Genomic DNA, 21676 nt, shown 5'->3' with positions numbered 1-21676 from the left:
CTCCATCTCGAACTCAGTAGTGAAACAGACCAGCGCCGATGATAGTGTGAGGCTTCCTCATGCGAAAGTAGGTCATTGCCAGGGCTTTCTTCCTAAGCGGCTTTTAAGCCGCTTTTTTTTTATAAATTTTTATCTATTGGGTTGAGAAAGCGTAACTGAACCCACAAGGTTTATACTCAAAATAAATCGATTTAATTTTTGCATAAATTAAAAGGATTTCATTCAATGTTTAATTTTACAGGTGTCTACACCGATAAATATCAGCTCACAATGGCTCAAGTCTATTTTCTAAAGGGATTACAAGATGATAGTGCTATTTTCGATTATTTTTTCCGTAAGCTCCCCTTTGAAGGTGGATATGCGGTTTTTGCTGGATTAGGTGATATTTTAGATATTCTTCAAAATTACCATTTTTCACCGTCAGATATTCATTTTTTGAGCGAACAAGGTTTCCACCCAGAATTTCTCAATTACTTAAAAGAGTTTCGTTTTAAAGGAGAGATTTATGCTTGTCTGGAGGGGGAAATAGTATTCCCTACCAGTCCAATTTTGAGAGTAGAAGCCAATATTATTGAAGCACAAATTATTGAAACAATTTTATTAAATGTAATTAATTTTCAAACGCTTATAGCTACGAAAGCTAATCGCATGCGTCAAGTTGTTGGTGACAGAAAATTAATTGATTTTGGTTTACGAAGGGCACAAGGTCCTGGAGGCGTGTACGCGAGTCGTGCAGCAATTGTTGGTGGATTCAATGCAACTAGCAATGTTTGTGCAGGGAAAAATTATCATATTCCTATTTCTGGTACCATGGCACACTCTTTTATACAAAGCTATGATGATGAATTGACTGCTTTTCGCGACTTTGCAGCGATTTGGCCTAATGACTGCGTCTTATTAGTGGATACCTACAATACACTAGAGAGTGGATTGCCCAATGCAATTAAAGTCGGTAAAGAGATGGAAGCCAAAGGCTACCGATTAAAGGGAATTCGCTTAGATAGTGGCGATCTGGCTTACTTATCTAAAGCCGCTCGACAAATGTTAAACGACGCTAATATGCATGATGTGCAAATTACTGTTTCTAATCAATTAGATGAATATGTTATTAAAAGCCTAAATGATCAAGGTGCACCAATTGATGTTTTTGGTGTAGGTACTAATCTCGCCATTGGATATCCCGATGCGGCACTTGATGGGGTATATAAATTAGCTTTTGCAAATGGTAAACCTCGTATTAAATTGTCAGAAAATATTAGCAAGATAACTATACCTGGAAAGAAAGAAGTCTATAGGGTTCTGGATCAGAATGGCGCTTTTTTGGGAGCGGATGTGATTACTCTTGATGCTGAGAAAAAACAGGGGATTGATCTAATGCATCATCCTTTCGAAATTTCAAGGTCGTTCCCTCTAAACGGCTATAAAAAAGAACCCTTATTGCACCAGGTGATGCAAAATGGGCAGTCATTATTGGAGTCGCATTCCCTCGCTAAGATGGCAGAATATTGTCAAAAGCGTTTTAATCAATTGCCTGAAGAATATAAACGGTTTAATAATCCCCATCTTTATAAGGTGGGACTTAGTACGCAATTACGAAATGAACGCGAGACATTAATCCAACAACACAAAAGAATTTTATGAAAACACTGATTATACTTGATGTCCAAAATGATTTTTTACCTGGGGGTAGTCTAGCTGTTCCTAATAGTGAAGTGATTATTCCAATAATCAATGAGTTGCAGCCACACTTTGATTTGGTTATAGCAACTCAAGACTGGCACCCGCCAAACCATAAAAGTTTTGCTTCTAATCATTCAGGTAGAAGTTCCTTTGAAAAAATTTTCCTAAATGAAGTGGAGCAAACTCTTTGGCCTGATCATTGTGTACAAGGCTCACATGGGGCGGAATTTCATCCTCAATTAGCTACTCAAGCAATAGAGGCAATTTTTCGCAAAGGAACAACTGCTGATATCGATAGTTATAGTGGTTTTTATGACAATGGGCATGATAAAAGTACTGGCTTGGCAGGCTATTTAAGAGCAAAAGGTGCGTCACAACTTTATTTTTGTGGTTTATGTGCAGATATCTGTGTTTATTACAGTATTAAAGATGCTGTCGCCGAAGGATTTCAATGTTACTTGATAGAAGATGCCACTTATCCACTTGATGCTGATGCTTTTCAAGGAATAAAGAAAGAGCTGTTGAGCAAGGGGGTTACGATTATAAAAAGTAGCCAAATTAATGATAGTGAACAATAAATTCACTCAGATATTTATTGTTCGCAATAGAGAATTTTGTCACATGTAGGATGTTTTTTTAGATAACATCCTGTTTTGTATACGAGTTAAGAAAATAGAGGATTGAATTCATTTGACTCGGCATGTTGATTTACTGATGCCATGGAATGAGAAAAAGTTCTGTGGCGGTTCATACCAAATTTTTCTTGTGTTTCAGTAAAGTTTAAAGCATTAGAAAAATTTACACACATCGTTTCTAATATAAATTCAGAATGATATTTTTCCAATGATTGCTGAGCATAGAGCGCTAGATATTTGTAATTTTTGGGAAAATCAATAAAGGTGCTTGACCTATGTTGACTTTCTTTAACGGCATGAGAGTATTCTTCGGTTAGAAAATTTAATTCATCGAGGATGTTATTATATAGCTTCTTTGCCTGTAAGAAGTTTTTTTGAGCAATAGCAGTATTGAGAGCATCTGAAAGACTATAAACATAAGCAAAGATATGCTTGACGGATGTTGCTTTAAATTTCTCTATTAACTCACTCGTGTTACTGCAATTTGGAGAAACTTCGATTAATTTTTGCAGTTTAAGGGCGGCCTTTGCCAAGTCTTGTTTGGCTTGAGTTACCTTGCCGACAGATAATGAAATTTCTGTTTGAGCAATATTTTGTTCTAGAGCATTAATTAATTCTTTCATGTTAGCTATTTAAGAATCAGGAAGTTTTCAAATTTAACATTATTAATAATTTTTGGAAAGTACATATTTAAACGATTATGAAAATTGGATATGCTCGAGTCTCGATCAGAGTTATAAACGTTTTTCATACGTTAAAATGGAACAATTATGAATACTATAAAGAGTGCGTTAGCATCGATTAATTCATTTGAAGAATTTGAAGATCTGAAACTAACCAACGAAATTTTTGAAGATGTTGTCAAGAAAATTCTTGTGCTCCACAATTTACCTTTAAAATCATTAGCGCTTTTTTCTGAAGGAACTAATATTGTATTTTCTTATGATGATAGTTTGGTTATTAAATTGTTCCCTCCTTTCCACCAAGACCAATTTGAAAGCGAACGATTAGTTCTTAAAGCTCTTGAGGGGAAACTATCAGTTAAGACTCCTGCTCTTAAGTATGAAGGAAAAATAGCTGGATGGCCTTATATAATAATGACTCAGCTGGAGGGAACCCTGTTAGAAACACTTTGGCACACCTTGGATCATAATAATAAATTAATTATTATGAGGGAGCTTGGCTTATTAATACGAGACGTTCATTCTTTATCAACACAAGGTTTAGAATCGATTGACTGCAATTGGAAAATGTTTATTGAAAATCAAATAACATGCTGCATAAAAAATCATAGAGTTAAGAATTTATCCCCTACGTTACTGCAACAAATTCCTTCTTATATTGAAACAGTTAGTGAGATTTTACTTGAAATTGAAAAGCCGGTTATTTTAACTGGAGAGTACACGCCAATGAATTTTTTAGTCACTAATGTTGAAGGAGTTTGGCATATTTCTGGTTTAATTGATTTTGGTGATGCAATGTTAGGTCATTATAAGTATGACTTATTAGGTCCGGGCGCATTTTTAATCCAGGGTGATAAGGAGTTACTAAAGGCTTTTTTAAGTGCTTATGGTTTTTTACCTAATGAATTAAATGCTGAGCTGAGTCATCAGTTAACTGCATTAATGCTTCTTCATAAATATAGCAATTTAGAGTTTCAAGTAAGGATTGCCGATTGGAAAAGTAAAGTATCTTCTCTGAAAGAATTAGAACATTTGGTTTGGGGATTTTAATTATCATTTTATAGGCTCTTAAGTCGGTTAGCCGTTATTACTCCCTAAGAGCCTAATTTGTTATAATATCAGATTCGATGCTGTCGATGATGGCTGACTTTGTATGGAAAAATCATGGGTAAACAATGTGTAAGGTGACCGCTGGATTAAATTTAAACCAAACAGGCGCTGTGTTTCGCCAAAATTGAATGCATTACTAAGGTTGTTACAAGCTTGTGCTAGTTTTCTTGTCTCGTTATATTTCTGGACTGACTGCTCAAAATGATGAAGTAAAGAAGTGTAATCTTTGGTAAAACTAATAAAGACAGGGGATTGCTCTTTGCCATCTCGAGTAGCGTGTGAATACTCTTCCTTCATAAATCCTAGATGAAATATTATTTCTTTATATAATCCGTTAGCTTGAACAAAATCATACTGCTCCACAGCTATATTAAAATCATTTATTAATTTATGAGTCAGTGCTAAATAAAACCTGGTTGATGTTGCTGTAAGCTTTTCTGTTAGCATAGTGAGTATACGAAGTTGTAATGCAGGCTCATCTAAAAGGCAGTGGTTTTTAGTGAGATAATTGAAACTGGCGGAAATATTTGTTAACACTTGAGACGCCTCATCAATACAATTTTGAGTTAATAGACAGTCTATTTTAGATAAACCATCAATCACGGTTATAATCAATTCATTAAACATAATATTATTTTTATAGTCAAAAAGGTCATTATTGTATCAGCTATTTAAGGTTAAAAAAATGTCTATGATTATTAATTTTGATCAATATTTGCAGCTATATGAAGACAAAACGATGTAATGCTTCTGTATCAGTGCATTAAAATACCCAGGATAGAACTTTGCTTTTCCTGGGCATTTGCGATGTGAGTTAAGATTAGACTAAATTAGTATCTTTTACATCGAGAAGAATAATTTTCTTATCTGTATTGCTGGTTAGAGACACTCTGATGAAATGATCCTTCATCAGTTTTTTAGCAATATCATAAGCTTTTGTTTTGGTTTTTCCTTTCTCTAAGCGTAACCAAGTGTATAAGGTTAAAAATGAACCATCACTATGGTTATCATAGAATGCATTATGAGAAATAATACCACTCTTGTTTTTTATCTGAGAAGGAACTAGATATTCATAGCCTGTAGTCATCACAAAGAAATTTTTCGTTGCCTTATCAGCCTCCGCAGGTACGTCTGCGGCTTTGAAGGTCCAAACATCTTTGACATCATTGTAAGAGACAAGTTGCAGCCAGGTGTCGTCAATGGAAGGGAAGAGGTTATAAATTGAGATACCGCTGATAGCTTGCAATCTTGATGGTAAGTCCACAGTAAGCCATTTCACAAGTTCAACTTCTTTCTCGAGTTGATCAAGAGAAGGCGGAACGCGATAGATATTAAAACCAAAACCCCAAAATGCCCATAAATAACCATTGGCTTCTTTGTAGGTTTCTTTTTGTGCCGCAGTAAGGGATGATTCTTTTGCAGGTATTCCCTCACCACCATCATTGGTAGAAGAAGATAGCCATCCTCGATTAACAAACTCCACCCCAATGCCCGTAGTGTTCATGCCTGAACCATGATTTTCAAATTCAACCAGATCATTGAATTGTAAAATGGTGGCATCTCGTTTTACTGACATGTGAGATGTTTCATTATTTGAATCATCAAATCCATCCCCTGTATCTGCTGCTGTTTCGTGCAGTACAAGGTGCATAATACCAAATGGATCTCGGTAAGCATTTTTACGGCGATTATGGACCACGGTATTATCAGTTTTCCAATCCTTGTAGTTTTTTATACCTGTAATTCCTGTATTAAATTCAACAGTATTAATCACTAACGTATCTGAAGCAGTTGGATTATATTCGTTTAGGCTTTTCACGATGTCTGCTTCTGTGGGGTCATTTCCTTCACTTGCTTTAATTTTCTCTAAAAAGTGAACGACCTGAGTTGGCGGTAATAATTCACTATCAGTAATGAGTTCTTTAAAGGCATTGGAGAACTCCTCAAATGTTTGAACTAATTTCTTGCCTTGTTTCGGATCAATCACTTCCAAGGATTTTAAATCGGTACTGATGCCAGTGATAATCATCGCATGGGCAGAGAATCCCTTTGTTTGATCAGCATCAGTAGTTACCCATAATGGACCGTACTCAACTAACCAGTCACGATAATTTTGCGCGCTATAAGTTGATAATGGTTCACCCTTCATACCAAGGGAAGTAATGAAATTTTGTTTTTCAGTATAAGGTAAACCGGCTTTTTGATTGTAGAAGTTCAAGTATTGTGCACCAGCCTTGGTTAACACTTCTTCAATTGTATAGTTTTTACCATCTTTCCAGCGCATCATCATGGTAGCGACTGTGGCCCAGCAGGCATTGTCGTTTTCTTGTTTGATAGGAGAGATACCACCTTTGCCTATTCGTGTTTCAATGGCAGGTCCAGTGGTCGCGCTCCCATCAAATTTAGTATTCACTTTGGTGCCATCTGGTTTGGTTATTGCAACCTCACCACTCTTGCTGCTATTGACCTTATCTATATTTTTATTAATACCTTCCTGTAATTTATCGGTATTAGCATCTTTAGGTGGTTGTGTGGTGTTTGCACCAGCACCTAAATAAGCATTTAATGCTTTTTCGGTAAGATCCATTTTTTGTTTTTGATCTAAGTTAGGATTACTATTAATTGCTTTAATAGCATTATCTAATCGTTTATCCATCATCTTTTGAATTTCCAATTTTGCTGCTTCTTGGCCAAATGTTTTGGTTGCATCATAAGAGGCTTTCAAGGCTTCCAAGGCATTGGTTTGATTTTGAGTAAGCCCTGTAATATCTCTAAATGAATCAGCTTTGCCTAATAATGAGAGGGTAGCACCAAGACCAGTAGGATCGGGAGCATTAGGTGCATTCTGAATATTAACCATCGGGTTAGGGAAGGCTGTGGGTTGTAGATTACCTGGTTCAGCCCGACGACTATCAGTGCTAATGGGATTAATCGCAGTAGGACTATCGGGAATAGGTGATTCTTCCCAACGCCAGAAACGGCTTTCATCTTTTTCTTCACAGGAGTTGCAGGAACCTATCATTGCTTCGGCATAAACGCCTTTTGTGGGTACACTAACATTAATAGGATCACCTGCAGAAACCATATAATAGTCAGTCAATGAGTCCGATGTTCCAAAGTTAGGGTCGAGATTTAAGCCTTGAGCCACTGGAAATACTAAGCTGTTACCAACAATACCGATCAACTCGTTTTCGACTAATGATGCCAAACTTCGACCTAAACCTTTACCAGGCAGAATAATGCCATCTAGCAGTAAAAATCGTCTTTCTGGAGACATATTTAACCAAATAGCTTTATGATAATATTCTAAATTGTCATTTAAATGGTCAATTAAATTATTAACAAGAGCAATATCGTCTTTGCGGGGATCTCGTAATTCATCAATAGTTGGCCCTGCATAAAGTGTTGCGCCGTCGCTAGGTGACAAATCATCATAAATACTTTGGAAACGGCATAAAAACCCTTCATAGTGACTTGTTTTATATCGTATAAATCCAGAGGTGACTATAATGGAGGAAAAATCAGGGAGTACATTGGTGGTTCCACAACGAATTTTAATATAGTGGAGTTTATCCCTGCTAAATTGAGAAGGGCCCATAAAATTGACGGAAACATTGAGAGTCCCTTCTTTTCTATAACGGGAAGTGAGTGTGGTATCGAAATCCATGGATGAAATTTCATTGCCGGTTTCGTCGGCAACATGAAAAGTCAATGCACCAACAAAGGCTGTTGCAATTTTTTCACCTAATACTTGGTGAAAAACTTGATCCTTATTGCGAGCATTTTTTAAATGATGATCATAGAAGCCTCGTGGGGTATCGGCTCCAAGAAATGGTATTAAACTTTGCCAATTGGCTTCATTGATATCTTCGATGGTTTTTTTCTGATAGCCAACAATCATATTTTGACCGCCATAAATCGGTTTGGAATAATCATCGACCTCTACTAATTTATCATCTGGTCTGCGAATGATAAATTTAATTTGAAAATTCCCGGATGCATTGAGAATTTTTTCAGAAGCAAAAGTACCAGAGGGGAAATTACTATCAATCCATTTATTTTTAATGCGTCCTGCTGCTTCAAAACCTTTGGATAAAGAGCGATTTAACAACGCTGCATCTAAGGTCTCTTTCCAGCGTAATAATTTATTCAACTCAAACTGACTCATTAGCAATGGTACAAACAAACATTCACGTGCTTCAGCAAAGCGTTGACGAACTTTGAAATGACGTAAAACTTCATAATATTGAATAGTAATTGCATGACAATGATTGTAATTAGCAACTGTTTCTGACGATACTTCAAAGCGCTCACCTTGAGAAACGGTTTGTATTACTGAGGAGCGCTGGCTGCGAACAGCATTCGCTGATTGCATAATTCTATCCCTGATTTTTTGTAAATCACTGGCAGAGGTTTGCCTTAAGCTTTTTTGAGAAGCAGTTGAACCAGAGTGGCCTACACCTCCTGAAACGCCAAAAAGAAGGCCTCCCACTACGCCGCCAATTCCAGCACTAGCACTCGCTGTTGTGGCGCTTGATTTGCCAGAAATGTTCTCTTCAATAACTCCTTTGGAAATTTCAAAAATATCTCTATCGCGGCTCAAGGAGTTATAGAGGCTTTCTTCATATTCTAAGGACTGAACATTGGAGGCTGACTCTCTTCGCTCCCAATCAAAAACGACGATTTGTTTTTTTTGTCCAGGTGCTAGAGGTAGGCTATAAAGTAAATCGCCCAAAGAGTAACCATCGGCAATCCATTCTGATTTAAAATGCAATAAATGACCATGTGCCACGGACACTGCTTGATATAACGTTGGTTCTAAATCCCAATCAACTGCATTTTCATTATTCAGAATGACGCGCCCCAGGGCTTTGGTCTCAGCTTGAGTAATTCTTTTTTTGAAGCGGAGGCTTTCATTCATTTCAATAAGATCAACAATATTGTCTTTAGTAATGCTTGTTTCACGTTGTAGAAAATTCTCCAAAACACCGCGATTAATTTTTATATTGCGTAATGTTTCTGCCAACTCATTATCTTGTGGCACATGTGTGGTATCTGGGCGGCTAGCTCTGGTTATTACTTCTGTACGGGGACTTCTTTCGGTTACTTCAGGAATGGGAACTCTTGTTCGATTTGCAAGATGACTGAAAGCAGGTAATTTAATAATGGGGTCAATAATTTCCCAAATACGTATAGGATGGTGTGTTAAGATATCATCCAGGGTAATATCATCTTCTTCCTCTAAGACATAACCTAAGATCTCAGGCTCTGTTGTTCGTACCAAACTGAAAAAGGAATACTCCTCCAAAACTCGTTTGGTTTCGTGCATATCTAATCCTTGGCATGCACAATCCGCACTGTCGGCATGTTGCTCTCCTTCCATTAATTCTGCAACCAGGATTACATTCTTAGGAAATACATGAATAGGCGCTTCACTGTTAATGTTGACTTCTTCTAAACGTATTGGCAGAGGATTTTCGAGTACTTCGTGACCTATTCTTGCGGTTGCTTGAGCAAAAGAACCTTCGGGGTATTCAATAAAGAAATAACCATTTGCTTCTGTTCTTACACTGGCTATGGGTTGTAATGGTTCTTCAGCAGTTTTGCTTGCCTCAAAAATAATCTGAATATCTTCCATTTTTTTCTTGCCACTTTTTTCCAGCAAACGTCCATAAACAAATAGAGGCTTTGTCTCAAGGGGTTCTGCGTTAGGCTCCGACAAGACTAGCGGACTATAGTCAAACTCCAAAGTAACAGGTACATTTTCTTTTAAAGTTCTAGCAGGAGTTGCTGTTTGTGCCAAGACATTGGTTTTTTTAGAAACAACACCAAAAAATACATCTTTTGTGCGAACTAGGCTGTTACTTAGATTAATTGCAATTTCACCTGAAGTTGGTGAGGTATAGAGATCACTATGGGGTTGTAGTCCTTCAGTATCAGTTTTAGTAAAGTAGGAGACTTGTAGGGCAATATCACCTTCAGGGATAGAGCCACCTAGATTTTTTAGCTGGACTGGTATTTTCATAGCTATCCGGCATTTGAAGATAATGCCGCTCCTTGTATTGATGAGTTAATATGTCAATTCCAATTGATCATATTTTGCTCAAAATCCTTCCATGGGTAATTTAGAATTATAGACGATAAAATAAAAATTTTGTGGAGGAGTCTAAAACTGAAGCTAAAGGTCTCCCGAATATGAGAGACCTCTAATTAAGATGATGCATCAGCTGCTCGCTGTGATTTAGCAGTAAATAAACGATTGCTGATGATATTAATACAAAGACCGCTAATAACAAGAAGCCCTGCCTCTAATTTCCAAAGTTGAAATGGCTCACCTAAAATAATCACCGAGCCTAAAATTCCCACTACAGGAACTAACAGAGTGAAGGGGACTATCATGCCGACCTGATAACGGCTCAGCAGCCAATTCCATACTCCATAGCCCACCCAGGTTGAGATATATACGATATAAAGCAGCGCAGAACCCCCACGCCATGACAAATGATTGTAAGTCTTAAGAATAGTGCTGGGCCCTTCAAATACTAGGGTAAGAACTAGCATGGGGATAACAGCAACGAAGCTTCCCCAAACAACCAAAGATATCATATTCACATGACTGGCTTTTTTCGTAATAAGATTGCCAGCCCCCCAGGTAGCTGCGGAAGCTAAGATTAAAATAAAGCCTAAGACAGAAATATTGCTATCGAAATGCATAGCAACTAATCCAATGCCCATAAAGGAAACTAGGGCTCCAATGATGCGTAAAGGATCGGGTTGTTCTTTTAAGAAAAATACTGCAAAAAACATGCTAAAGAAAACTTGCACCTGGATGAGTAGCGATGCCATACCAGGAGTCATGCCGGCATGCATTCCTAAAAAAAGTAGAGAAAACTGTAAGGCAAACATAAATAGGCCATAGGAAGCTACCAATTTAAAGGATACAGCGGGTGGTTTTATAAAAAAAATGGCGGGAATACTTGCTAAAGTAAACCGGAGAGTACAAAGCAACAGGGGAGAGATTTCTTCAAGCCCTAATTTAACAAAAAGAAAATTAAGACCCCAAACAACTGCTACTAACAGTGCTAATAAGATATGAGAAAAAGGCATTATTATTCAATCCGCTTAATAAGTGCTCTATTTTAACTTAAAAATTGAATCTTGTTTAGATAAAATTCAGCTTTTAATAATGGTGGGCAAGTTTTAATTTTAGAGAGTAAGGTCGGTGAACGAAGCTAACAGGCTCACCGAACTATGAGAGTTTTATTTAAGAAAGTCGTGCGTAGCTAATTGATAGGTATTTAAAAAGTCGTCTTGAATAACGGTCGCTTTATTATTAATTGCTTTTAATTCTTGATTCTTTTGCAATACACCTGAGCGGAATTGCCAACCTTGAGGCAGTTTAAGTTGAGTGTTTAAATTGCTTAATGAAGCTTCGGTTTGTGGTTTTTTTTCAATACTATACGATTGCATAACAAAAACCTGGCCTTGAGGATCAATTAACTCATAAACTGGTTTCCCAGATTGGTAGACCCAGGTGGTTTGACGATTGACGGTATGTTGCTTGTAAGGTTTTGAGCTGGTTAGCAAATCGGAGACGCTCAATTGCAGAACACCCGCTTCTCGCATTGCAAGTCCACAAATGACTTTTTGCTCAGGATTAACTAACTGAGAATTAGTCATGCCATCGATAACCCAATAACGTGGACCATTTAATTTGACGACAGAAGCTTTAGTCTCATTTTTTACAGAGTCAACAGTTATCTTATCCCATATTGATGCAGGGCAGTCGTTCAGTCCAATGGTGTTATAAACCGCGAAACTTAATCTACTTTTAGACAACAAAATCTCACAGTAACGAGAGTCGCGAAGACCACTAATCTGCTTGGCATTGGCTAGCAGAGGTAAACAGAAGAAAGAAATCAATAAAATACAGCTACGCATGGATAGAAGGGCGTTCATTACCGTTAACATGAGTTATCTCCAATTAAATACTCAATCCAAAATAAATATAAATAGTCGCTCATTTATTTTCAATAAGTTATTTATTCTTAAAAAAAATGTTCACTATACTTTAGAGATAAACCAAGGGTGTCTTTTTTATGAAAACTATCACAGTTGCTATGTGGGATCCTGGCTTTAGTCTGCAGGATTTAAGCTTAGAGGAAAAAATTAATTGTATAGAAAAAAAATTTAAAGAAGCCTATGAGTTAGCGATGACTTCAGAACCGTTTGACGAAGATGAAACGTTTGTCTTTATGTGTCCTGAATTCACATTACTTGATATGAATAATTATGAAAAAAGTTTCTCATTTCCAAAGAAGGATTTTTTAGAGGCCGAAAAACGGTTACTAAAGTTAGCATCAGATTATCCTCGTGCCATTATTATTCCTGGCACCGCCTATGTAGAAAAAAAGTTGGATTTAGGTGATCAAGTCAAAGAAAAAAAATATGCAGAAACAATAAAGCAGTGGCAATTGAAGAACCTAAAACGCTTGCAAGATTTTAAAAAAGAAATCAAAGATAAAACGTTAGTAAAAAATATTGCATCTATTTTTTTCCATTCCTCAGAAGATAAACCTAAACGATACGCCAAGCGAGTTGAGGCAGGGGAGTATATTGATGCCTGGTCTGGAATATTTTACTCTGGACACTCTTCTGCTGTATTTTCGCAAAATGGTGTTCGGTTTGGTATCGAAATTTGTGCAGATCACAAAGATGGCATTTTGCGCTTGGAACAAAAAAGGACCGGCCAACAAGTTGATGTACATCTGATTGTTGCTAATGTGATGCATACCATCCCGAGTAAGGTAGCTGAAAGTGAGGAAAGTACTATTGTTATCAATTGTGCTGGAAATTTTACCTATAATCCTATTGCTGCGAAATCTACTGGAGTTTGGGTAACTAACGGCCAAGGTGATTTGGAGCCGGTAGAAAAGGCTGAGGCATCGACAAAAGATTTGCAAATTTACTTAAAAATTCCTGTACTTAATCAAAAAAATACGCCTTCTTCGTCTATACAATGAAATTCTTTCAAAACTTAAATAACGAGCTTTTCTTTAAATAAATTATTGATTATAGTGGATATTCATTAAAATAACCGCACTGAGGTTTATTTATGAAAATTACTTTCACCACCAATCAATCTTTTGTTCCTCAATTGGCAGAAAAGCTTCATAACAATACAGATACCGTATTAGATTTGTCAGGTAATCCGCTGGGAAAACGAGATAAAGAAGAGTTGTTAAGCTTAATAAAAATACTCATTCACCACTCAATTACGTCAGTTAATTTATCTCAGACAGGATTACAGTTAAAGTCAGGTGCTGAGTTAGTTGAAATTTTATGTGAATTTAAAAATACGCCCATAGTCACTGTAAATATATCTGGCAATTGGTTGGGAGTAAAAAAGACCAATGATGAATTAAAACAAATAGCACAGGCTCTTGTTGATGCTGGATTTACTGAAATTAACTTGTCTAGTAATCATCTGGGGAAAGTGCAAGAAAATACCTTGGAAGAAATATTTAAAATTTTGAATCATCCTTCAGTGGTTAAAATTCACTTGGACAATAACCAATTTGATCATTTGGGTGGAGCTCCTTTTGTCGCTGATTTTCTATGTCGTTTACTAGGTAGCAAAGCGGTACTACTTGCTGGTAATGATTCGTTTTCTCAAACTGTTAAGACACGAATGGCATCACTTCTTGAAGCCAATAGTGAGGAAAAAAGTACCTTGGTTTTTCAATAGTAAAAAGCTCACGTTAAAAAGGGAAAAATATCAAAAGGAGAGTTGAACGTGAATAAATCAGCCTTAATTATTCGTAATGTTTCGTCAATCGTCCCTGATGAGATTCAATCTATCGTAGCACTTGCTGGTTTGGATCAAACGATTGCAGTTAATGCCCAAGCAGCTGAGTCTGTTAAACAATTCCAAACCAAAATTGCGAACGGTGAGAAAATAACGGCTGAATTGATTCAAGATGAGGCGGTCAGAGATTATCTTTACGAAGTAGTAAAAGCAAGGACGGGGAGTCATGTCATTCTTCACCTTGATCACAATAAAGAAGATGCAGAGCAATATATTCTCAGAAAGCTTGATAATCTTAAAAAAAATGAGCATCTGAATTTATTGTATTTGGGAGGAGGTCATGGTGGTGGTCATAATGGCTTGGTAGATGAAGAAACAAATGGTTTAAAAAAGAAATCAGTATTGGCAATTGTTGAAAAAATTCGCGACAAAGAACTCACTGCCGGCGCGGCCATATTTGGCTCTTGCTATAGTGCGGCATTTACAAACCATTTCCGAGATTTTGTTATCCATAAAGGGGTAATGCTGGCTGATTCAGTTGAGTGTAACAATAACAGTTTTACGAATGTTGTAAGCTGGATTAATGACAGTGAGAGTAATGAATTTTTTTCTGCTGAGGAAATTGATAGTTTTAAAGTAAAACCCAGTGACTTGCGAGCAAAATTCAATGAATTTGTCGGCATGAGTCCCGAATTAGATAAAAAATATCTTCTTATTGCCTATGCTGATTACACGCAAAAAGAACTAAGTACGCTAGATTATGAGCAAGTAAAATTGGCTCTTTCTGCTGACAACGAACTCAATTCAGCTGTATTAGAGCATCGCACTGATTTATTGGATAGAGAGTTGGTTGCTTTTAGTCAGGATGCTGCTGAGGCACAGGGGCCACTAACTGCCGATGTTTTAAAACCTCTTATCGATAAATATCCAAGAATCAATGATTATACGGCTCATCTTTTTGATACGGTGGTTTTTAATAGCAATATAGAAAAATTCATTAACCAGCTTCGTCAAAAAATAGAGGAGTTTGCTTCGGACAATGATCCTGATGATGATGCAGATATCTCTGAAGAATTATTCCAATATTTGCAAACTCAGTTTCAAAAGCCAGAGGAAAAAAACTTTCTGAAAATTTTTGAGCACATGAATAAAATCGAATATGCGCAAAATCTTGAGGAGTTGAGAGAGTTTACCAAGAACAAATTAGCTGCATCAATTGCGGAGTACTATGATTCAACAGATGATTTGGGACCGCAAATTAAAATTCTTGAGGATGAAGAGGTGCTGTATCAGAAAATACTGCAAACGATGCAGACGGAGACCTTAACCTCCAAAGTCTTGAGTAGTCCTACTCATAGCGCATTATTAAAACTTAGTGAGGCCACTGGAAAGCCAGCTCATGCTTGTGTTGATGCCTATAAGCGCATTGAAAAAGTGATTGAAATAATTCGTTCTAACCTTTTAGTTGATGTGATCATCGAAGAGGATGTAAGAAAATTTAACCAGATTTCTATGATGAATGATTTTAATGCTCGCTTTAAAAATGCCATGCTAGAGTCACAAAAAGTTGTGCAGGCTAGGGTGGCTCATGAAGATCAAGTAGCTCTTGTTATCGAGCATAATCATGATTTTAAAGATAAATTTTCTGCCCTGAAAGCAAATTTATCTGATGAGGAAGCTGAGTCTGAGAGTGAAGGGGCTACTATTTCAGAAATATAACTTGTTAAATGAGAGAACATTGTCATTCTAATTGAAGGAGGAATGACAACATACTCATACTTAAGAATGAAAGGTTCTTCTCATTTAGCTATTGCAAAAGAGTAGCACTGCCTATTTTTTGATAATCTTTGGAATTATCATCATAATAGTTACGAAGGTTTTTGGGCATTAAATTACCCAAATCTGGATGCTCACTCAAAAAATGGGCTAAATTATCGTCATGCTCCCTAACATGAACGTTACTCTCACTCAAACCTCTCAAAATATCTTTAAGTTTGCTTCCTTGGGCAAATAATTCTGAGGCGTTAATTTTGTTGTGGACTAAGAATATTGCTTGCATCCTTACTGCATCAGTGCAATCTGGGTGTTTTGAGAGTGTTGCTAAAAAATTAACCTCTTTAACTCTATCACTATTTTGCAGTAGATTTTTTATCCATCGCCAAAAACCACTTTCTCCATAATGAGTATCATAGGTCAGAGTATAATAATGCTGAAGATTGTCTAACGCCTCTTTTAAATCTATCTCTGCATTTTTTTCAGGACTTGTTATTTGTTTTTGGATAAAGGTCTCAGATACTTCCTCAAGATGGCGTTTAAACTTTGATGTTTCTAGATCTAGCCACTCGCGCTCTTTATCTAAAAACTGATATTTAGCTTCAAAATTCTTTTTATTGATGGATTTTCCAAGATCTTCAATCAGTTTTAGATGGCAATTTTGGGCTGCTTCTAATGCTCGTAAATATTTCACGGCTTCAAGTTCAAAGTTTTTCCGATTCTCTTGTAAGTCTAGGGAGGATAGTTTCTTTTGCGCACTCAGTAGAGTATTAAAGTATTCAACAATTTTCTGACGTATTCTTGAATAGTGTTCGCGTACATAGTCCCAATTATTTTTTTTAAGTGCTTGCTTCTCTAACTCATTGATTTCAACAAGGGCAGCCAAGTTTCGAAAATCATGAACTTGCCCCAATAAACCTTTGCCTTGCGGCTCTTGCTTAAAAAAAATAGCATACTTTGTGGTTAGTTCCTCGATATTTTTTTTATTTTTATCAATTTCCAATATTAACTGTGCATGCTGCAGGTGACTGCTCATAATTACTACCCTCGACTTATTTAGCCCATTTTCAAATGGTAACAAATATTTAAGTCGAGGGTTAATTTTAAATCAGAAACTAAGCATTAAATGAATTTAACATTTCGCCAAGACTACTAACACCACTTTCCGTTTGTAACATAGCCTCTATTGTCGATAATTGTGCTTGTTCATTTGTTTCAACCATTTCTTTATGCCTTGAGAACAATGAAATGGACATTAGTGATTGCTGATTTTGCGAAGAATTAAATTTTATTAATCGATACGCTGTCAGTAGTTTTTTATGTTCAAACGAGCCTTTAGTAAGAAAATCAATTGGTGCATTTCCGGCATCATTTTTTTGAAATAGGTTACCGCCATTTTGAATCAGCAAATATGCTGCATCAAATTTACCTAGTTTGCATGCATAGTGTAAAGGTGTCCATCCTTTTGCATTGCTAGGTGAAACATTAACATTGGTAATCCCTTCATCAATAAGTTGGACTAAATCACTAATATTATTAGCCTTGGCAGCAATGCAGAGTCGAGTAGATTCCTTGAGTTGTAATTCATGAAATTTATCTCTAGCATAAATCCTGGCTCCTGACTCAGGATATTTATCGTCCTGCAAATGTGTAAGGTCGAGCATATCACGATTGAGATTACGCATCTGAGGTTTTTCACCACGATATGTCTCATCTTCCGGGGAATAGTTCTTCCAATCATCATCAGTTATAACTTTTCCAGTCTGGGTATCTAGGTAGGCCAATGAAAATCCTTGCTCAGTAAAAGAGCCCGTTGATGTTTTTACGCGGAAATTTGATAAATCTAGATTCCCTTTATTAGTCTGGTCAAAATACTGAAGCAAGAAATCGCCATTTTTTTTGGATTCTGCATGATCCTTCCACCCGCCTACAATGGTCACTGAACATTCTGATAATTTGAGGTTATCTCCTAAAAATTCTTTAACGAATGTATCAAAGTTTGAACGACAGCAGTTATCATCCCAATGCAAAACGGTACTTTTTTCAGGGTGATAAATAAAAATAGCATAGCAACTGCGAACACTTTCTGTGCCAAGAAGAGGGCGCTGGTCACTTGGGGAAATAGTTAAATATTCTTTTTGCAAAACAAGGTTCATTTTATTGGATAGGGAGGATTTAGGCATATCTTTCTCTTGTTGATAAAAGACGCCTATCATATCCAAATCTTCTTAAGGAAATCTTAAGTTATTCAATTAGTATGTTAATTAAGCATATTGACTTTATTCTTGCGGAATTGCTTTCTGTTTTGCTCGCTTCTCTGACAGCAAAATCGCAAAAAATATCATTAATGCGCCAATGAAAAATTGAACAGTTAATTTTTCATGTAAATAAATTGCGGCAGTTATTGTTGCAAAGACGGGCTCGAGTGAAAAGATAATTGCGGCCTTAGTAGAGCTAACATATTTTTGAAATTGAAGTTGCAGCAAGAAAGCAAAAATTGAGGCAAAGATGCTGCAAAATAAAATGGCAACCCAAACATTACTTTGTGAGGGGACTGCAATTTTTGTAGTAAATAAGCTGGCAATCCCAGCTAAAATGCAAACAAAAATGGATTGAATGAAAGTTAAGGAGAGTGGTTGGTGAATCTGGGAGGCTTTGCCAGCGAATAAAATATATCCTGCAAAGCAAAATGCACACAATAAAACCCAGAGATCACCTTGATTAACTGTAAATCCATTAGAAAGCGTAATGAACCCAACACCAACCAAGGCGATTAAAGCGGCGCCAATTACATAGATGGAAGGCCACTGTTTAATAAGGAAAGACTCAAAAAGGGCAACTAATATAACTGACAGTCCAGTGATAAAACTCGCAGTTGAGGCTGTGGTGTAACGTAAACCGATGGTTTGAAATATAACTGTGCCAGCCAAGAAGAGACCTAAAAATGTGCCATGAAAAAGGGTTTGCCGATTGAACTTTATTTTTTTCCAAAAAATAAGGAGTAATAAGAAGCTAGCAATACCAAAACGCCAAAACAAAAAATTAAATGGCGTTAGTGTTGCAACCGCATCCTTAATGAATGCAAAGGTCATCCCCCAAAACATTGTGGCTAATAAGATTGCTCCAGCACCCAAAATAGATTTATTTTTATTCATTGTATTTGATACTCTTTTTTTGCTCCACAAGAGCGTATGGATCTAAATTTGATCATTTTGACTATTTTATTGCGTTTTTCGCGCGAAGGAGGCTAAAATACGGCCAGTTCAAATTATGGAATCAAAATGAAACATTACCTGTCGCTATTTTATTTTTTTATTTTCTCACTATCCCCAATAATATCGAATGCTTCAACCATTGATAAGGAAAATAATTTCTTAGTGATGTCTGATATTCATCTTGATCAAACCACCACTCATGTGATGGATATTAGTCCCTTAAAAGCAGATAGGCGCAATGATCTTGATTATCTTACTTATGAAAGGTTAATTTCTGAAGTAGATTACAACATTAAAAGTGGGATCGTCGCACAGCCTAAATTTATTCTCATTCTTGGTGACATAGTAGGACATACTCGTTATTCCTCAGAGACTACCTTAGAAAATGAAACAACTGTTTTTAAAGTTTTAAAAGATACTTTCCCTAATACTCCGATACTCTATACCTTCGGAAATAATGACTCTCTCAAAATAAATTACGGACCATTTATCGATTCAGGGCGCAGTGAGTATAAAAGTCCCTATGACGTAGCAAAAAAAGCTGCAGGGTGGAGCAATGGTTTTTTATCAACAGGGATACTGTGTGCGGAGCAAAGCAATTACCCATGTATGATTTCTGAAGATACCACGAATGGATACTATGCTGCCTATCTTGAATCTCATTTTCGTCTGATTTCATTAAATAGTGTGCTTTTCTCTGTTCATCGAAAAACGACAGAGCAGGAGGCAAATAACCAATTAAAATGGCTAGAGAGCCAATTAGAGTTAGCTAAGACAAATCAAGAGAGTGTTTTAATTGCTATGCATGTTCCGCCAGGTAATAACATCCTTGATCACTCTGGGTTTTGGTCGACAAAAGATCAAGTGGTCTTTTTAAAGCTTATGAAAACCTATCAGCATATTATCACTGGCTTATTGGCTTCGCATACTCACACAGAGGAATTAAAAATCATTCAAGATAATACTCAGAATAATATTGCTGGAATCTACCTGGCTCCTGGCTTATCAACTTCTCATGGAAATGAGCCTTCTGTAAAAACATTTTATTTTTCAAGAGAAAATGAACAATGGCAATTGTCAAATTATGAAGTGTTTCATTTCTCACTTGATAAAGCCAATTTGGTATTTAATAAACTGTATGATTATCTAAGTTACTATTGTATCAATCAAGAAAACAAGTTATCACAATGCCTTAGCCATGTGACAGCCGAGAAAATGGATAAATATTTGGCTGCTGGCAATAAAAATTATGCTGGCGGTGTAATACGATCGCTTAAAGATATAATTCTAAACGCATAAAAGTTCGATTAATAATTTCTTAATAACTGAAGTATATACTGCATACAAGCAATTACAGGTTTTATTACTACTTTAAGAGTTAAGTGATCGAATTTTAGACAAATAATTGTTTTATGAATTACAATTACTTAATGCAAGAAATATTACAGTTTCTATAAAGAGATGCAAATTATGACCGATTTATTCAAAGATAACCTCACTGCTAAAGAAATAGAAGAAATCCTTTCTAGTCATCTCACAAAAAAAGAAGAAATTAAAAGTAATAAAAGTCCCATTCAAAAATTAGCGGAAGAGAAGCGTTGGGATTTAGTCGAGGTTTTTGCCAAATTCCCTGTGAACAGCACCCAAGAAACACAAGCAAGGTACGGCAGCGCTTTATTAATTGCGGTTATTGCCGACAAATTTGACCTCGCCGGAAAATTACTGAAGGCTGGGGCTTCTACTCACTATTATCAACCCAGAACTGGTAATAATTTATTGCATTTTCTCTTGATGAAAGAGGGGCAAGAGGAGCTGTTAACGAAAGTCATTGATGTAGCCTCATTGGCTACATTGAAACTAAAGAATAAAGCAGACGAAACGCCCATTTTATTGGCGGCAAAATCAGGACGCTGGGATGTTGTGCAACGGTTGGCTGCTAAATTAGGAAAAACAAATATTAATGACAGCTTACAGTATCAAGAAGTGAGCCAACTAGCGAAAAATGCGGGCAAGCAAGACGTTGTGCAACAATTAGAGAGTCTTAAATCGGAGTACTCTTGGGAGACGATAACTGTTGAGCAATTGCGAACTTTATTGCAAAGCATGCCGGCTATCCGCGAGGAAAAAATGAGTGATGGTAAGAACCCAATTGAAAAATTAGCGGAAGAGAAGCGTTGGGATTTAGTTGCGGTTTTTGCTGAATTTCCTGTGAACAGCAGCCAAGAAGCACAGGCAAGGTACGGCAGCGCTTTATTAGATGCGGTTATTGCTGATAAATTTGAGCTTGCCGGAGAATTACTCAAGGCAGGGGCTGCTACTCACTATTATATACTCAGAACTGGTAATAATTTATTGCATTTTCTCTTGATGAAAGAGGGGCAAGAGGAGCTGTTAACGAAAGTCATTGATGTAGCCTCATTGGCTACATTGAAACTAAAGAATAAAGCAGGCGAAACACCCATTTTATTGGCGGCAAAATCAGGACGCTGGGATGTTGTGCAACGGTTGGCTGCTAAATTAGGAAAAACAAACATTAATGACAGCTTACAATATCAAGAAGTAATTAAGCTAGCGGAAAAAGCAGGCAAAAAGGACGTTGTGCAACAATTAGAGAGTCTTAAATCGGAGTACTCTTGGGAGACGATAACTGTTGAGCAATTGCGAACGTTATTGCAAAGCATGCCGGCTATCCGCGAGGAAAAAATGAGTGATGGTAAGAACCCAATTGAAAAATTAGCGGAAGAGAAGCGTTGGGATTTAGTTGCGGTTTTT

Annotated in this window: 16 protein-coding genes and 1 rRNA gene; 9 read left to right on the top strand and 8 right to left on the bottom strand. The window is 36.7% G+C overall.

What is annotated here, in order from left to right; genetic code table 11:
• From rrf to pncA, 3 genes are all read left to right on the top strand, one after another.
• A 5S ribosomal RNA gene (gene rrf / locus Lbru_RS18130) occupies positions 1-84 on the top strand; the annotation flags it as partial.
• A 141-nt stretch (positions 85-225) separates the two neighbouring features.
• Positions 226-1641, top strand: coding sequence for a nicotinate phosphoribosyltransferase (locus Lbru_RS08650; RefSeq protein WP_058441798.1), 1416 nt, complete (start codon positions 226-228; stop codon positions 1639-1641).
• On the top strand, positions 1638-2258 hold the full coding sequence (gene pncA / locus Lbru_RS08645; RefSeq protein ID WP_058441797.1) for a bifunctional nicotinamidase/pyrazinamidase: 621 nt from the start codon (positions 1638-1640) through the stop codon (positions 2256-2258). The genes Lbru_RS08650 and pncA overlap by 4 nt, the downstream gene beginning before the upstream one ends.
• A gap of 86 nt (positions 2259-2344) precedes the next feature.
• On the opposite strand, the gene Lbru_RS08640 is transcribed toward pncA, so the two are convergent.
• Positions 2345-2938 carry a hypothetical protein gene (locus tag Lbru_RS08640; RefSeq protein ID WP_058441796.1) on the bottom strand — a complete coding sequence of 198 codons (594 nt, stop codon included), beginning with the start codon at positions 2936-2938 and terminating at the stop codon, positions 2345-2347.
• 147 nt (positions 2939-3085) lie between these two features.
• On the opposite strand from Lbru_RS08640, the gene Lbru_RS08635 reads away from it, so the two are divergent.
• On the top strand, positions 3086-4048 hold the full coding sequence (locus tag Lbru_RS08635; protein WP_058441795.1) for an aminoglycoside phosphotransferase family protein: 963 nt from the start codon (positions 3086-3088) through the stop codon (positions 4046-4048).
• Positions 4049-4108: 60 nt separating this feature from the next.
• Here the strand turns inward: Lbru_RS08635 and Lbru_RS08630 are convergent, their stop codons facing one another.
• The 4 genes from Lbru_RS08630 to Lbru_RS08615 form a co-directional block, all read right to left on the bottom strand.
• A complete protein-coding gene (locus Lbru_RS08630) occupies positions 4109-4735 on the bottom strand; it encodes a hypothetical protein (RefSeq protein WP_058441794.1) in 627 nt (208 codons plus the stop codon).
• Between the two features lie 193 nt (positions 4736-4928).
• Positions 4929-10133: a papain-like cysteine protease family protein gene (locus Lbru_RS08625; RefSeq protein WP_058441793.1), complete on the bottom strand. Its 5205-nt coding sequence runs from the start codon at positions 10131-10133 to the stop codon at positions 4929-4931.
• 185 nt (positions 10134-10318) lie between these two features.
• The gene (locus tag Lbru_RS08620) at positions 10319-11215 is read right to left on the bottom strand and encodes an EamA family transporter (RefSeq protein WP_058441792.1); all 897 of its coding nucleotides are present in this window, start codon (positions 11213-11215) and stop codon (positions 10319-10321) included.
• A 153-nt stretch (positions 11216-11368) separates the two neighbouring features.
• On the bottom strand, positions 11369-12079 hold the full coding sequence (locus Lbru_RS08615; protein ID WP_238583858.1) for a YggN family protein: 711 nt from the start codon (positions 12077-12079) through the stop codon (positions 11369-11371).
• Positions 12080-12207: 128 nt separating this feature from the next.
• On the opposite strand from Lbru_RS08615, the gene Lbru_RS08610 reads away from it, so the two are divergent.
• The 3 genes from Lbru_RS08610 to Lbru_RS08600 all read left to right on the top strand — a co-directional run bounded on the left by Lbru_RS08610 (position 12208) and on the right by Lbru_RS08600 (position 15635).
• Positions 12208-13131: a hypothetical protein gene (locus Lbru_RS08610; protein WP_058441791.1), complete on the top strand. Its 924-nt coding sequence runs from the start codon at positions 12208-12210 to the stop codon at positions 13129-13131.
• Between the two features lie 92 nt (positions 13132-13223).
• Entirely contained in the window at positions 13224-13856 is a 633-nt protein-coding gene (locus Lbru_RS08605; protein ID WP_058441790.1) for a leucine-rich repeat domain-containing protein, read from the top strand.
• A 48-nt stretch (positions 13857-13904) separates the two neighbouring features.
• Positions 13905-15635, top strand: coding sequence for a hypothetical protein (locus Lbru_RS08600; protein WP_058441789.1), 1731 nt, complete (start codon positions 13905-13907; stop codon positions 15633-15635).
• A gap of 88 nt (positions 15636-15723) precedes the next feature.
• On the opposite strand, the gene Lbru_RS08595 is transcribed toward Lbru_RS08600, so the two are convergent.
• The 3 genes from Lbru_RS08595 to Lbru_RS08585 all read right to left on the bottom strand — a co-directional run bounded on the left by Lbru_RS08595 (position 15724) and on the right by Lbru_RS08585 (position 18844).
• Positions 15724-16725 (bottom strand): hypothetical protein, encoded by a 1002-nt coding sequence (locus Lbru_RS08595; RefSeq protein WP_058441788.1) that lies wholly within the window; start codon positions 16723-16725, stop codon positions 15724-15726.
• Between the two features lie 79 nt (positions 16726-16804).
• Entirely contained in the window at positions 16805-17905 is a 1101-nt protein-coding gene (locus tag Lbru_RS08590; protein ID WP_058441787.1) for an ankyrin repeat domain-containing protein, read from the bottom strand.
• A gap of 63 nt (positions 17906-17968) precedes the next feature.
• Complete coding sequence (locus tag Lbru_RS08585; protein ID WP_058441786.1) at positions 17969-18844, bottom strand: DMT family transporter; 876 nt, start codon at positions 18842-18844, stop codon at positions 17969-17971.
• A gap of 126 nt (positions 18845-18970) precedes the next feature.
• On the opposite strand from Lbru_RS08585, the gene Lbru_RS08580 reads away from it, so the two are divergent.
• Both Lbru_RS08580 and Lbru_RS08575 read left to right on the top strand, forming a co-directional pair.
• A complete protein-coding gene (locus tag Lbru_RS08580; protein WP_083500877.1) occupies positions 18971-20203 on the top strand; it encodes a metallophosphoesterase in 1233 nt (410 codons plus the stop codon).
• A 171-nt stretch (positions 20204-20374) separates the two neighbouring features.
• On the top strand, positions 20375-21676 hold a 1302-nt coding region (locus Lbru_RS08575), incomplete at its 3' end, for a hypothetical protein (protein WP_202967546.1).

It is taken from the genome of Legionella brunensis (assembly GCF_001467025.1).
GTDB lineage: Bacteria > Pseudomonadota > Gammaproteobacteria > Legionellales > Legionellaceae > Tatlockia > Tatlockia brunensis.
This window is presented reverse-complemented; position numbering and strand designations above follow the sequence as displayed.

Bases quoted from the DNA above. Each gene is read 5' to 3' on its own strand.
- Lbru_RS08625 (WP_058441793.1), bottom strand. From the start codon at position 10,133: ATGAAAATACCAGTCCAGCTAAAAAATCTAGGTGGCTCTATCCCTGAA.
- pncA (WP_058441797.1), top strand. From the start codon at position 1,638: ATGAAAACACTGATTATACTTGATGTCCAAAATGATTTTTTACCTGGG.
- Lbru_RS08620 (WP_058441792.1), bottom strand. From the start codon at position 11,215: ATGCCTTTTTCTCATATCTTATTAGCACTGTTAGTAGCAGTTGTTTGG.
- Lbru_RS08590 (WP_058441787.1), bottom strand. From the start codon at position 17,905: ATGATAGGCGTCTTTTATCAACAAGAGAAAGATATGCCTAAATCCTCC.
- Lbru_RS08580 (WP_083500877.1), top strand. From the start codon at position 18,971: ATGAAACATTACCTGTCGCTATTTTATTTTTTTATTTTCTCACTATCC.
- Lbru_RS08630 (WP_058441794.1), bottom strand. From the start codon at position 4,735: ATGTTTAATGAATTGATTATAACCGTGATTGATGGTTTATCTAAAATA.
- Lbru_RS08605 (WP_058441790.1), top strand. From the start codon at position 13,224: ATGAAAATTACTTTCACCACCAATCAATCTTTTGTTCCTCAATTGGCA.
- Lbru_RS08650 (WP_058441798.1), top strand. From the start codon at position 226: ATGTTTAATTTTACAGGTGTCTACACCGATAAATATCAGCTCACAATG.
- Lbru_RS08615 (WP_238583858.1), bottom strand. From the start codon at position 12,079: ATGTTAACGGTAATGAACGCCCTTCTATCCATGCGTAGCTGTATTTTA.
- Lbru_RS08610 (WP_058441791.1), top strand. From the start codon at position 12,208: ATGAAAACTATCACAGTTGCTATGTGGGATCCTGGCTTTAGTCTGCAG.
- Lbru_RS08640 (WP_058441796.1), bottom strand. From the start codon at position 2,938: ATGAAAGAATTAATTAATGCTCTAGAACAAAATATTGCTCAAACAGAA.
- Lbru_RS08595 (WP_058441788.1), bottom strand. From the start codon at position 16,725: ATGAGCAGTCACCTGCAGCATGCACAGTTAATATTGGAAATTGATAAA.
- Lbru_RS08635 (WP_058441795.1), top strand. From the start codon at position 3,086: ATGAATACTATAAAGAGTGCGTTAGCATCGATTAATTCATTTGAAGAA.
- Lbru_RS08585 (WP_058441786.1), bottom strand. From the start codon at position 18,844: ATGAATAAAAATAAATCTATTTTGGGTGCTGGAGCAATCTTATTAGCC.